This window comes from Marinicella marina (genome assembly GCF_030065545.1).
Taxonomy (GTDB): domain Bacteria; phylum Pseudomonadota; class Gammaproteobacteria; order Xanthomonadales; family Marinicellaceae; genus Marinicella; species Marinicella marina.
On the sequence record NZ_JASJNC010000002.1, the window covers coordinates 236,236 to 249,601 of the forward strand.

The window sequence follows — 13,366 nt, forward strand, 5'->3', positions numbered from 1 at the left end:
AGCCTGTGAAATCCCAGAATTGCTTGATTTTCTGGTTTTTAAAGGTTAAGGTTTGGCACCAATTTTTCTATTGAACAGTATCCACATGACAACAACCAACCAAGTCTTGGCCGATTGGGTCAAAGAAGTTGCTGAGCTGACTCAACCTGATCAAATTTACTGGTGTGATGGCACCGCAGCCGAAGAGCAAAAATTCAATGACATGTTGCTCGCAGACGGCACCTATAAAAAACTCAACGAAGAAACCCACCCCAATTGTTTTCTACACTTATCTGATCCACAGGACGTTGCACGGGTTGAACACCTGACCTTTATATGTACCGAAAAAGAGGCGGATGCTGGCCCCAATAATCATTGGATGGCGCCACAAGATGCCCACCAAAAAATAGACGACCTGTTCGCAGGTTGTATGCAAGGGCGCACCATGTACGTCATTCCTTATTGCATGGGCCCAATTGATTCACCGATCTCTCGCTGTGGGGTGGAAATCACTGACAGTGCCTACGTGGTTCAAAACATGCGCTTAATGACTCGCATGGGCAGTGATGCGTTGGCCAGAATTGAACGTGAAGGTGGTTTTGTCAAAGGATTACATTCAACCGGTGAGTTGGATCCTGATCGACGATTTATCATGCACTTTCCTGAAGAATTGGCTATCAAAAGTTACGGCTCAGGTTATGGTGGTAATGCTTTGTTAGGTAAGAAATGTCATGCATTGAGGATTGCATCCTACCAAGCCAAAACCGAAGGCTGGTTGGCGGAACACATGTTGATATTGGGCATCAAAACACCTGCAGGTAAACAGCATTATGTGGCTGCTGCTTTCCCTTCAGCATGTGGTAAAACCAATCTGGCCATGTTGATTCCACCTGAGGGCTATGTCAAGGATGGCTGGGAAATCAGCACCGTGGGTGACGACATTTGTTGGATGCGACCTGGAGAAGATGGCCGTCTGTGGGCAATCAATCCTGAGGCTGGCTTTTTTGGTGTGGCCCCAGGCACAGCCAAAGCAACCAACCCCAACGCCCTCAAGATGTTGTACAAAGACACTATTTTCACCAATGTGGCCGAAACCGAAGATGGACAGCCATGGTGGGAAGGTTTGGATGACCGCACACCAAAAACTGATTGGCAAGGTCGACCGTTTGATCCAGCCAACGGCCCAGCAGCACATCCAAACTCACGTTTTACTGTTTCAGCCAAACGCTGTCCCAGTTATTCACCTGAATCTGAAGCAGCAGCAGGTGTACCAATTGATGCCATTATCTTTGGTGGTCGTCGTGCTTCATTGGTACCTTTGGTGGCTGAGGCCAAGAGTTGGGACCATGGTGTTCTGATGGGTGCCACTGTGGCCTCGGAAACCACTGCAGCTGCAACTGGAGCAGTGGGTGTGGTAAGGCGAGACCCCATGGCCATGAAACCATTCTGTGGTTATAACTTTGGCGATTATTGGGCCCATTGGGTTGCGATGCAAGAAAAAGCCAATCACCTACCAAAGGTGTTTACGGTCAACTGGTTCAGAAAAGACGATCAAGGTAAATTCATGTGGCCAGGATTTGGCGAAAACATGCGTGTATTAGAGTGGATCATTGGTCGTTGCCAAGGTGAACTCAGTGCCACCGAGACAGCCATTGGTCATTTGCCCTCAAAAGATGACATCAACACCGACAATTTAGACATGGACATGAATGTTTTAGAAGATTTGTTGGCGGTAGATGCAGCTGGCTGGAAAAGTGAAGCCGAATCGGTAGAAGCATTTCTCTCAGAATACGGCAATCGTGTGCCGAAAGCGCTTTTTGATCAATTAAAACAACTGCAATCACAATTGGCTTGAGACAATAAACCGCTTCAAGAAAGTGCGCAAAGGTCTTGAATTTTCAAGACCTTTTTTTTGTGCCAACTTCCATCATCCAACAGGCTGTTTGCTATTCCGGTTTTTATGTGACAAATGTGACCAAACTGACACATATCGGTGCTAATATACGCGCAAAAATAACCCAACACAAACATTCAAGCGTGCCTGATTAGTTAGCTACACCAGGTGATGTTGGTTATGTTGGTTTGAATAATTCGAGGTAAGAGGTAAAAATGAAATTGAATAAAATAGTGTTAACCAGTGTGTTGGCAACGGGATTGATACCAACAGCAGGTGCTGTTGATTTATTGGTTGAGTCATTTGAAACAGACGGCAGTACCCTGACCGGCGATGGCAGGTACGTCAGTACATCAGAATTCAATGATGGTGTGAATGACCATTGGGCCAGAACGGATGGTTCCGACATCAGTAATGTCTCAGGTCCTTACACCGGGTTTGATGGCACTTTTTTCTGGGCTGCTGAAGACATCAATGACAACGGTGGCAATGGGCTGTCTGAACAAACCATAGAGTTCGTTGACATCAATATTTCAGGATTTGATAATTTATCATTCAGCGGTTTATTTGGCGCTGGTAATACCAATGGGGCAGGTGCCAGTAATTATGACATCAGTGACCCAACAGTCATTGAATACCGCATTGATGGCTCAGGAGCTGACCCTTACACGGCTGGTGTCTGTTTTGCCTATCAAAATAATGGTGATGATTTCAATGAACCTTATGGTTTAGATGCTGATTGCAATGGCGAGGCCGATGCCCCATTTGTACAATTGACTCCTGCGATGCAGGGTTTTGGGTTTAACATTCCGGCCACAGGTAATACCTTGGATTTGAGGATTTCAGTCACTGTTGATTCAGGCAGCGAAGAATTTGCTTTCGATGATTTCACTCTTACTGGAGATGCTACTGGGGTTGACACCCCCCCAGCCGTCACAACGACCTCGCCGATTGATGCTGCTGTTGATGTGGCCATTGACAGCAATGTGTTGATTAACTTCAATGAATCTGTTGATATTTTGGCCAATGCCGTTACTATTGATTGTGCCAGCAGTGGCGTGCAAAATTTCCCTGTTGTGGTCGCAAATGATGTGACCTCGTTGGATATTGATGCCAATGATTTTGCCAACTCAGAGCTTTGTACTGTTACCGTGAACCAAAATTTAGTGGTAGACAGAGATGACATCCCCGATACGATGGCGGCTGATTTTGTGTTCTCATTCACAACTGTTGCTGACTTGCCGCCAGAGGTATCATCAACAGCCCCCGCTGATGGTTCATTTGGTTTCGATAATACGGCCAACATCAGCATTGACTTCTCCGAGGTCATTGATGCAAGTGCAAACGCCGTGACTTTGACCTGTTCATCGACTGGTTCAGTGAGTTTTACCGGTTTGCCGGTTGATGATTCAAGCACTATCGTACTTGATCCAACGGTTGATTTAACTGACAGTGAAACTTGTGATCTGACTGTGTTGGCTGCTGAAGTGGTAGACAATGATGGCACGGCAGACAATATGGCTGCCGACGTTGCGGTATCATTCATTGTTGGATTTCCTGTTGCTGAGGTTTTTGAAATACAAGGCGCAGGCATGACCAGTCCATTTGTCGGCGTTACGGTGACTTCAAATAACAACATAGTGACAGCCTTGGATACCAATGGCTTTTACTTCCAAACACCTGATGATCGTGATGATGGTGTGCTTGCCACTTCAAACGGCATGTTCATCTTCACCGGTGGTGCACCAACTGTAGCAGTCGGAGATTTGGTTAACATCACTGCTGAAGTGACTGAGTTTTTTGACTCAACTCAATTCACCAACCCAAGTACCCAACAAATCACTGTTGTCAGCAATGGCAACCCTCTGCCGACTCCACTGATCCTGGACGATACCTTTCCTTCTAATGATCCAACAGTTTTTGATTGTGGTGATGAAGCCTTAGAAAGGGAGTGTCTGGAAGGCATGTATTTCGAAATGCCACAAGGCTTTATCAGTGCAGCGTCTGTTGGTTTTTTTGGCAGTGATCGTGGTGATGTGTTTGTCAGAGCGGGAAGTGCGCGAGCCGAACGTGAACCTGGCATCGAATTCCCAGGTCTGCCTGGTTTGCCGGTATTTGATGGCAACCCCGAGCTGATCGAAATGAGTGTCGAAGCCCTGGGCTTACCGTTCCAAGACTTCAGCGCAGGCACTGAAATTTCTGCCAAAGGGGTGATCGGTTTTGGATTTGGTGATTATGAGTTACAGCCATCGGAATTGATTGTGCTGAATGAAAATGTCATCCCAGGTGCTGTACGTGATGCCGTCGGTGATGAAGTGACTGTCGCTTCAGCCAACATCCGCCGTTTCTTTAACGATGTCAATGACCCAGGTGAGGAGGATGATGACCAGTTGGAAGACCCTCAGGTTTATGCCGATAGACTGGTTAAAATCAGTCGTTACTTGGTTGATGACATGAAATCACCAGTGATCATTGCCTTGCAAGAAATTGAGAACCGCGACGTCTTGTTAGATTTGGTCGCAGAGATCAACGCCTATGGCGGCCCTGCCTACATTCCCTTATTAATTGAGGGCAATGACCAAGGTGGCATAGATGTGGCTTACATGTACCAATCAGGCCGTTTGAGTGGCATCACTTTGACTCAACTGGGTAAAGATGAGTTGAATGACTTTGATGGCTCCTTACTGCATGACAGGCCACCTTTGCGCTTAGAAGCTGATGTGTTGTTGGCCGAAGGTTCACTGCCATTGAATTTACTCAACGTACATTTGCGTTCACGTGGCAGCATCGATGACAACACCGAAGGGGACCGGGTTCGCAACAAGCGTTTGAACCAAGCCAACTCGGTAGCTGCAATGGCAGAGGACATTTTATTGGAAGACCCTGAAAAATCTCTGTATGTTTTAGGTGACTTCAACGCCTTCCAGTTCACTGATGGTTATGTTGATGTGGTCGGACAAATCACTGGTGAGGCTGTAGAGGAAGATAATTTGTTGTGGGCAGAGCCAGTATTGGTTGACACACCGTTGACGCAAGCGGTACAAACTTTACCAGCTAATCAGCAGTATTCGTTTGTTTTCGGTGGCAGCGCGCAGATTCTGGACAATGCACTGACTAATGATATTGGTTTGATGAATTTAAGAGACATTCAATTTGTCAGAGGCCAAGCGGATGCCACTATCAATTTCGAAGAAGATGCTGCCACGACCTTGCGATCAACAGATCATGATGGTTTTGTGTTGTACCTCCTTGAAGACAATGACTTGATCTTTGAAGATGGCTTCGAATAATTAAAAGCTGCGTTTAAAAACAATAAAGCCTGTGCCAATGCACGGGCTTTTTTGTGATTCAAAGATTCACTTTTCTTGACATGATGAGGGCATGCTCTTTGATTTTTTGACCCGATGCGTCGATGTATTGGTAATAATGTTTCCGCGTTCCAATTTGCTTAAAATGAAACTTTTCATACAAATTGATGGCGGCTTGGTTACTGGCTCTGACTTCCAGCCAAATATTTTTGGCGTGGTTGATGCGGCTGATTAATAACAGGCGTTGTAGTAGTTGGCTGGCGATGTTTTGGCGTTGTAAAACAGGGTTAACGCTGATGTTCAATAAATTGGATTCCTCAAACCCAATCATCAAAAAAGCATAACAAGCAATTTCATTGGGTTTGGTAGAAACGGTGCCTTTGATGCATTGGTATCCGGCTTGCTGACAATCCTGCATGACCTTCAGTGGCCATGGGTTGGGGTATGTCTGGTTTTCAATGGCCATGATTTGTGGCCAATCATCTGCTGTTATTTTTGAAAAAATAATATTATTTTTCAATGTCTTGTCAGGTTTATATGAAGCGTTAAGTATACAATGATGAAAGAATTGTATTATCATATATATGACTTTTTAATGCGCAAATAATTGCCGAATTTCAGCAAGATTGCTGTTTGATAACTGAGAGAATCATGGTTGAATCAGTGCCCAATGAGGCCACAGAAAAAGACATTTCCGCCCTGAATGATGCTTTAAAAGATGAGCGCATGGGGGCTGTTACCCGTATCGTAAATGGCATACCCGGTGCTGAAGTGGCGTTGTTTTTGGAATCATTGCCAGGTGATAAACGCCAAGCGGTGTGGGATGTGGTCGATGAATCCACTCAGGGTGAAGTGTTGGTGTCACTGCATGATGAGGTGCGTGATAACCTGATTGAAAGAATGGACACCGAACAATTGGTAGAGGTGACCAAAGATTTGGATCTCGATGATATGGCGGACATCATCGTTGATTTACCCGAAGAGGCTTCAAGTCAATTGATACTATCGATGGACAAGTCCTCAAGGGATTTATTGAATCAGGTTTTGTCCTATGATGAGGATTCAGCGGGCGGCTTGATGAATCCAGATGTGTTGACAGTGAGATCAGATGTCAGCATTGAAGTGGTAATGCGTTACATGCAATTCAGAGACAGCATTCCAGAGCCTATCGGAGACTTGTTCGTGGTAGGACGCAAGGGACACTACAAAGGACGGGTTCATTTGGAAACCATGTTGGTCAGCGATCCCAAAACCATGATCAAAGACATCATGAATGAAGATGCGCCAGCCATATTGGATAAAACCCCTGCCAGTGAAGTGGCTCAGGATTTTGAACACAATGATTGGATTTCAGCGCCTGTAGTGGATGATAAGAATATTTTGATTGGGCGCATCACCATTGATGACATAGTTGATGTGATTCGTGATGAGGCGGAACGATCAGTGATGCGCATGGCCGGTTTGAATGAAGAAGGTGATATGTTTGCGCCGATATTGACCTCGTCCAAACGCCGAGCGGTGTGGTTGGGTATCAATCTGTTAACGGTCTTATTGGCGGCTTTTGCCATTGGCTTTTATGAGGCCAGCATCCAACAAGTAGTGGCTTTGGGTGTTTTGATGCCGGTGGTCGCTTCCATGGGTGGCATTGCAGGTTCACAAACCCTCACCTTGATGATTCGCGGTATGGCCACTGGTCAAGTGGGTAGTGGTAACATCAAAGATTTACTCAGTCGAGAGTTAATGATCGGTATCATCAACAGCTTTATTTGGGCTGTGGTGGTGGCTGGTATTATCGTCTTGTGGTTTCAGGACTATGATTTGGGCCTAGTGATTGCCATGGCCTTGGCGATTAATTTGGTGGCTGGTGCTCTGGCTGGTGTGTTGGTGCCAGTATTGCTCAGGCGCATGAGTATTGATCCAGCGATTGCTGGCGGTGTGGTGCTAACGACAGTTACTGATTTGGTTGGTTTCGTTTCCTTCTTGTCGCTGGGTACTTGGATGTTGGTTAACTGACATATCAATTAAAAACCACTTTTTCGCGGATGTAAGCGGGTTTGATTGCACTGATGTGTTGGGCATTGGTTTTGAAATTACCTTGTGTCATTTGAATCAGACTGGCCGCATTCGGTAAGCTATCTGCAAACACATCAGCGTCACCTTTGAGTTTTACCATACTGTAAAACGCGCTGCCAGCACAGACGTCGAACCCTTCGGTTTTAATGGCTTCAGGCGCATGCAAAGCATCCTCAGTTAAGCGCAGCAATGATTCATTTTGAACCTCAAATGCAGCCCAGTAAACCTCACCCATGCGAGCATCATTGGCAACCAATATTTTTTGCTGCTTAACAGGTGCTTTGTGCCAAATTTGGTGAGCCATGTTATGCATGGTTGAAATGGCAATCACTGGCACCTCCCATGCCAAAGCCAAGCCTTGCACGACTGACATGGCAATTCTGACGCCGGTGAATGCGCCAGGACCTTGGCCAAATACAATGCCCTCAACCTGGGTTTTTTTAAGTCCCTGTTCTGAAAGTAATTCATCGATAAAACCCAGCACCAATTCGGCATGCTTTTGTGGCGCAACTTTATCACGGCTGGTTATGTTGCCAGCATGCAGTAAAGCAACAGAGCAATTTTCAGTGGATGTTTCAATGGCAATCAGATTCATGATTAAGACTCGTTATTCCCGCATTGATGGGAATCAGTTTGATGCTAAAATAAAGTTTTAATTATAATTCAAAGCCATGAAAAATGTACTTATTGTGTTACTCAGTTGTCTCAGCTTCAATGTCTTGGCAGATGCGTATTTTCTTAAACTCAAAGGTGCACCAGTTCAAGGTGCTTTGATCATTGGTCAGACCGTGGTTGGTGCTGAAGTCAAAGTGGATGATAAAAGAGTTGCTGTGACTGATGATGGCCATTTTATATTTGGTTTTGGGCGCTTTGATGACAAAAACAAAATTATCAGTATCAATTACCAAGGGCACAATTACCAAACCACAGTACCTGTTCAGGCACGTGAATTTCCCACCGAACGCATTGATGGTTTGCCACCCAGTAAAGTCAATCCACCGGCTGAGCGTCTGGCCCGCATAGCCAAAGAAACCAAACAAGTCAAGACGGCCAGAGCTGTTTGGTCAGAACAAAAGGCTTTTTTAGAACCATTCATATGGCCTGCCGAAGGCCGGGTCAGTGGTGTTTATGGTTCTCGTAGAATTCTTAATGGTGAGCCCAAACGTCCGCATTACGGCATGGACATCGCCAACGTTACCGGTTCACCGGTGATAGCGCCAGCCAGTGGTGTGGTCACCATGGCGGTCAACGACCATTACTACACCGGCGGCACCATCATTATTGACCACGGTTATGGCTTGAACAGCACTTATTTACACCTCAGCCAAGTCAACGTCAGTGAAGGTCAGGTGTTGGAACAAGGCCAGAAAATTGGTGAAATCGGCGCCACTGGTCGAGCCACAGGGTCCCATCTCGATTGGCGTTTGAACATTGGTACATCACTGAGATTAGATCCACAATTGATTATCCCAGAAAAACCTTAAATTGGCAGGTTGATTGCTGGACATGCGCCATGACTAAAAACAAGAAGCGGACGTTCTTAGCAAAAATGAGGCGTTGGCTAGTCAGTCTTTTACTGGTTTGGTTGGTGGTTAGTTTATCTTCGGTGTTGGCGCTGCGCTGGTTGGATCCACCCACCACGGCTTTTATGTTACAGCGCCAATACAGCAGTGAATATGAAACGATAAGACTGCAATATCTGTGGCGTGATATGAGTCAGATATCACCTCAATTGTCCATGTCAGTGATCGCCTCGGAAGATCAAAAGTTTGCTGATCATTGGGGTTTTGATGTGGGGGCCATTGAGCAAGTTATCAAAGATCGCCAGGCTGGTAAAAAGATGCGTGGTGCCAGTACCATTTCTCAACAATTGGCCAAGAACTTATTTTTGTGGTCTGGGCGCAGTTGGGTTCGCAAAGGTTTGGAAGTGTATTTTACCACCGCCATTGAAGCCATAATCCCGAAACAGCGTATCCTCGAATTGTACTTGAATGTGGTGGAATTTGGAGATGGTGTATATGGTGCTGAGGCTGCTGCGCAATCCATTTTTGGTGTTGATGCGAAATCACTTGATGCCAATCAGGCGGCTTTACTGGCTGCGCGCTTGCCTGCACCCAAGCGCTATCAAATCAAGCCGCCATCAGACTACATGCAACAACGCGCTCGTTGGATTCAAAAACAAGCAAAGCAGCTTGGTGGCGAGGATTATCTTTATAAATTATGAAGCGGTTTTTATTGAAACGGCAACTTATAAGTTTGATTATTTTCGCACAGCTCCACCACCGCACCTTCAACTCAATATTGTAATTAAATCCTGCATTCTTTCGAATGTGTTTTTCAGTAATCAAATCTTGAAAGGAATCAATCCTTATATGTGAGTAGCAGGGTAAGCCCTGGGTGGCTTGAATTTGGTGGCTGTTATCGTATGATAGTGTTTTTGTAAAAGGTTCGTGAATATGAAAGTTTGCTTTATTATTTTGAGTTTTATTTTCAACACTGGAATGGTTTTTGCGCAGGATTTCGTTGCTGATTTGAGTCTTGATGTCAGTTCTCAAGATTTCAGTGATGGTATCAGAGATGGTGAGGTAGGTATATTTACTATGACTTTAACCAACCTTGGGCCAAGCTCATTTCCCAGTGGTTCAGAGTTTGATATCTTTTATTCCTACAATGTGACTCAGGACAAATTCATCATTTATGAGTTATTTGATAATGAGCCTATTTCAGCTGGTTGTGAATTCAACTTCTTCAGTGGTGACCCTAGGCCACCCATAGATGACTTTTTTACTCCGCTTCACTCTTTTAAATTGACCACACCACTTGAGATGGGACAGTCGGTATCTTGTGACATAACATTATCATTTGAGGAAAGTGGTTTCTTAGAAACTAGGTGGTGGCTGAACAATTTCACAGACCCATCTACAGACAATAACTCTGCTTCATTTGTCTTTTTTGGAACGCCCGAACCTGTTCCACTTAATGTGAACATAATGCTATTATTTGTCATTCTTATATGTGCTCACTTTAAATTAAAGTCCAGAATTCAGTAAAACTTGAAAAAAATGGCCAATCTTTAGTTATTAAAAAAACAATGAGAATTTAGTTGTTTTCAAAGGCCTTAAAACCAGCGGTAATGAATGGAACCAGGCGCTCATGAACGGCATCTAAATCGCTTGAGGCACACAAACCATCAGATAACTTACTGATACGTTCTGTACCTGAAAAAGTCAGGGTCAACGCGCCAGAAAGGAAGTGATAGCACCAGAACAAATCTTCTGCTTTGGCATTGGGTATGTTTTCATGGATGGCTGCAATGAATTTTTTGGCCAGTGGATCAAAATATTGACTCATGATAACACCCCCTAACTCAGGGTGGTTATTGATTTGGGCAATGATGGCAAAATAGCTTTTCCAACCTTGGCCACCTTTGTTACTGCGGTTAAGCAAGGCGTGGGTGAAAGCATCAATTATTTCATGCAGAGGTGCCGGATTGGGTTTAGCCCTTCTGATACAGTCATCAAGCATTTGGATGCGTTCACGGTTTAATATTTCTGCCCGCCTCAACATCACGGCCTCAAAAATGTCCTGCTTTTTTCCAAAGTGGTAACTGGCGAGGGCAGGATCAACCTCAGCTTTGCTGGTGATTTGACGGATGGAGACACCATAGAAGCCGCGCACAGCAAATAATTGCTCAGCAGCATCAAGAATTAAATCCTTGGTTTTCTTTTTGGTGGACATCATCAATTTTTCAGGGTTTATTTAGGTGTTGTGGGTTATTTTAACACGCTGATAAAACAGTTTAAGAACAAAAAATTAAACAAGTGTTGAAATATATTAAATACATAATGTAATATCTTAAACAGTTTTATAATTTCGGGGACAAAATTATGCAAGATTACAACTCCAAATGCGGCATTAAGCATGCCTTTTTGGCAATAGGTTTATTGACTTTGTCAGGACCAATTGTTTACGCACAAGACGACGATGAGGAAGAAACATTGGCATTGGATGATGTGACTGTCACAGCCAGACGCGTACAAGAGTCTTTACAGGACGTGCCGGTTGCCGTGACCTCTTTCAGTAGGGAAGAACTGGAAGATGCCCAAGCTGAAAATCTGGATTCGTTGAAAGGCGCTGTGCCAAACATGAACCTGGTACAAGGTCGGGGTTCTGCCAGCAGTGCCAATATCTATATCCGTGGAATAGGTCAGCCTGATGCATTACAAACATTCGATCCAGGTGTCGGTGTTTATGTTGATGGTGTTTATATGTCGCGGATACAAGGTGCTTTAATGAGTTTACATGATGTTGAGCGCATAGAAGTATTGCGTGGTCCTCAAGGTACCTTGTATGGTAAGAACACCATTGGCGGTGCGGTCAATGTCATTACCAGAAGGCCAGATGAAGTCACCAGTGGTGAGTTTCGAGTTTTGGCGGGTGATTACAGCGCCACATCAGCTTCTACATACTTTAAAGGTGCACTGTCGGCACGCACCAATGCCAGTTTTTCTGCTTTGTATCGCTTAGACAACGGTTTTGTTACTGATGCACAAACGGGTCAGCATTACAACGACAGGGACAACACATCCATGCGTTTTCTGCTTAATTCACAGTTAACAGACAAGTTATCACTGGACTTTTCGTTGGACTACACTGATCAGGAAAATGCCTTGACGCTGGGGCGTTCAGAGGCACCATTGATTGCTTTGGACTTTGCAGACTTAAGCAGCCCAGTATTGTTGAATCTACCCTCATCAGATGAATACGATTTTACTGGCAGGACGTCATTCACCGATGATGAAAACCAAGAATTGAGACACATGGGAGCCAGTTTTACCTTGAACTACAACCTCAATGATTTCTGGGACCTTAAATCAATCACAGCATACCGAGATTTAGATTCGGATTCATTCATTGATATTGATGCGACTGAACTGGAGTTGGGCGATGTTTTTGTTGGTGTAGACCAGCAGCAAGTCAGTCAAGAGCTGCAGTTTTTGTTCAATAGCGACAGTGGATTCAATGCTGTTTTAGGTATGTTTTACATGCAAGAGGATGTGCCATCAATGCAAGAGGCTTATGCTGATGACTTTTTGTTATTTGGCGGTGTTCCGCTGGATTTCCTGCGCACCATTGATGATGATTTGGAAACCACCAGCTATGCATTTTTTGCTCAAGGTAACTGGACTTTGAGTGACCGCTGGGGTTTGACTGCTGGCATCAGGTACAGCAAAGATGAAAAAGACTACAAGCGCACCACCAGCACATTCTCAACGGCAGGTCCATTTTTAGAGGGTACCTTTGCTTTCGCTGACTCCGACAGTTGGGACAGTGTGACGCCAATGGTGAGTATTGATTACCAAATCAATGATTCCAATATGCTCTATGCCAGTGCTTCAAAAGGTTTTAAATCAGGTGGTTTCAATGGCAGGGCCAACGCAGAATCTGACGTCAGTTCATTTGACCCAGAGACAGTATGGACTTATGAATTAGGTGGAAAGTCGCAGTTTTTAGATAATCGGTTGCGCTTGAACTACGCGATATTCACTTCTGACTATGAAGACTTTCAAGCCCGAGTGGCTGAGGATATCTCAAGTTTTCCAGTCATCAATGCGGCTGAGCTAGATATATCAGGTGCTGAACTTGAACTGACATGGCTGTTGAGTGCATCAACCACTGTTTATAGCTCAATAGGTTACTTGGACTCGGATTATAAGAAGTTTTTTGATTTCAGGCAGCCAGATTTGGATCGCTCTGATGATGTGCCACCGTTTTCTCCTGATTGGACTTTCAGAATAGGTATGAATCACGCCGTTTACTTGGATGGCGGTGCTGCCATTCGCTTTGGCTTGAATGGCAATTACACTGGGGACATGTATTTGTCTGTTGATAATCAAGAAGCCTTGACCCAAGATGATTACTGGTTATTCAATGCCTATGCCATATATGACTTTGCCAACCCAGCTTGGTCAATAACCATTGGTGGCAAGAACCTGACTGATGAAGTATACAAAATTGATGCCCAAGAGTTCTCCAGTGTAGCCAATATTCAAACCGCTTATTATGGTGATCCAAGAACTTGGTATGCTGCATTGAACTACAGGTTTTAATG

The 13,366-nt window shown here is 44.7% G+C and carries 10 protein-coding genes; 7 read left to right on the forward strand and 3 right to left on the reverse strand.

From position 1 onward, the window contains the following. Positions 1-85: 85 nt before the first annotated feature. Together QNI24_RS03725 and QNI24_RS03730 are read left to right on the forward strand one after the other, a co-directional pair. Positions 86-1,834: a phosphoenolpyruvate carboxykinase (GTP) gene (locus tag QNI24_RS03725; protein WP_267174939.1), complete on the forward strand. Its 1,749-nt coding sequence runs from the start codon at positions 86-88 to the stop codon at positions 1,832-1,834. A 254-nt stretch (positions 1,835-2,088) separates the two neighbouring features. Then, positions 2,089-5,163: an Ig-like domain-containing protein gene (locus QNI24_RS03730; protein ID WP_267174940.1), complete on the forward strand. Its 3,075-nt coding sequence runs from the start codon at positions 2,089-2,091 to the stop codon at positions 5,161-5,163. Between the two features lie 58 nt (positions 5,164-5,221). Here QNI24_RS03730 and rimI read toward each other — a convergent pair whose 3' ends face one another. Next, positions 5,222-5,701, reverse strand: a complete 480-nt coding sequence (gene rimI / locus QNI24_RS03735) for a ribosomal protein S18-alanine N-acetyltransferase (protein ID WP_267174941.1) — start codon at positions 5,699-5,701, stop codon at positions 5,222-5,224. A gap of 131 nt (positions 5,702-5,832) precedes the next feature. Here rimI and mgtE point away from each other — a divergent pair, with 131 nt between their 5' ends. Then, positions 5,833-7,194, forward strand: a complete 1,362-nt coding sequence (gene mgtE / locus QNI24_RS03740; protein WP_267174942.1) for a magnesium transporter — start codon at positions 5,833-5,835, stop codon at positions 7,192-7,194. A 4-nt stretch (positions 7,195-7,198) separates the two neighbouring features. On the opposite strand, the gene tsaB is transcribed toward mgtE, so the two are convergent. Beyond that, complete coding sequence (tsaB, locus tag QNI24_RS03745) at positions 7,199-7,849, reverse strand: tRNA (adenosine(37)-N6)-threonylcarbamoyltransferase complex dimerization subunit type 1 TsaB (protein ID WP_267174943.1); 651 nt, start codon at positions 7,847-7,849, stop codon at positions 7,199-7,201. 76 nt (positions 7,850-7,925) lie between these two features. Here tsaB and QNI24_RS03750 point away from each other — a divergent pair, with 76 nt between their 5' ends. The 3 genes from QNI24_RS03750 to QNI24_RS03760 all read left to right on the forward strand — a co-directional run bounded on the left by QNI24_RS03750 (position 7,926) and on the right by QNI24_RS03760 (position 10,304). Continuing rightward, positions 7,926-8,738, forward strand: coding sequence for a M23 family metallopeptidase (locus QNI24_RS03750; RefSeq protein ID WP_267174944.1), 813 nt, complete (start codon positions 7,926-7,928; stop codon positions 8,736-8,738). Between the two features lie 29 nt (positions 8,739-8,767). After that, on the forward strand, positions 8,768-9,478 hold the full coding sequence (mtgA, locus tag QNI24_RS03755) for a monofunctional biosynthetic peptidoglycan transglycosylase (RefSeq protein ID WP_267174945.1): 711 nt from the start codon (positions 8,768-8,770) through the stop codon (positions 9,476-9,478). Between the two features lie 232 nt (positions 9,479-9,710). Next, positions 9,711-10,304 carry a hypothetical protein gene (locus QNI24_RS03760; RefSeq protein WP_267174946.1) on the forward strand — a complete coding sequence of 198 codons (594 nt, stop codon included), beginning with the start codon at positions 9,711-9,713 and terminating at the stop codon, positions 10,302-10,304. A gap of 49 nt (positions 10,305-10,353) precedes the next feature. Here QNI24_RS03760 and QNI24_RS03765 read toward each other — a convergent pair whose 3' ends face one another. Continuing rightward, positions 10,354-10,995 (reverse strand): TetR/AcrR family transcriptional regulator, encoded by a 642-nt coding sequence (locus QNI24_RS03765; RefSeq protein WP_267174947.1) that lies wholly within the window; start codon positions 10,993-10,995, stop codon positions 10,354-10,356. A 146-nt stretch (positions 10,996-11,141) separates the two neighbouring features. On the opposite strand from QNI24_RS03765, the gene QNI24_RS03770 reads away from it, so the two are divergent. Further along, positions 11,142-13,364 (forward strand): TonB-dependent receptor, encoded by a 2,223-nt coding sequence (locus QNI24_RS03770; protein WP_267174948.1) that lies wholly within the window; start codon positions 11,142-11,144, stop codon positions 13,362-13,364. Positions 13,365-13,366: the final 2 nt, after the last annotated feature.

What these genes read in the sequence shown, in the direction of transcription:
- QNI24_RS03765 (WP_267174947.1), bottom strand. Translation starts at nt 10,995, where the DNA reads ATGATGTCCACCAAAAAGAAAACCAAGGATTTAATTCTTGATGCTGCT.
- tsaB (WP_267174943.1), bottom strand. Translation starts at nt 7,849, where the DNA reads ATGAATCTGATTGCCATTGAAACATCCACTGAAAATTGCTCTGTTGCT.
- QNI24_RS03760 (WP_267174946.1), top strand. Translation starts at nt 9,711, where the DNA reads ATGAAAGTTTGCTTTATTATTTTGAGTTTTATTTTCAACACTGGAATG.
- mgtE (WP_267174942.1), top strand. Translation starts at nt 5,833, where the DNA reads ATGGTTGAATCAGTGCCCAATGAGGCCACAGAAAAAGACATTTCCGCC.
- QNI24_RS03770 (WP_267174948.1), top strand. Translation starts at nt 11,142, where the DNA reads ATGCAAGATTACAACTCCAAATGCGGCATTAAGCATGCCTTTTTGGCA.
- QNI24_RS03750 (WP_267174944.1), top strand. Translation starts at nt 7,926, where the DNA reads ATGAAAAATGTACTTATTGTGTTACTCAGTTGTCTCAGCTTCAATGTC.
- QNI24_RS03730 (WP_267174940.1), top strand. Translation starts at nt 2,089, where the DNA reads ATGAAATTGAATAAAATAGTGTTAACCAGTGTGTTGGCAACGGGATTG.
- QNI24_RS03725 (WP_267174939.1), top strand. Translation starts at nt 86, where the DNA reads ATGACAACAACCAACCAAGTCTTGGCCGATTGGGTCAAAGAAGTTGCT.
- mtgA (WP_267174945.1), top strand. Translation starts at nt 8,768, where the DNA reads ATGACTAAAAACAAGAAGCGGACGTTCTTAGCAAAAATGAGGCGTTGG.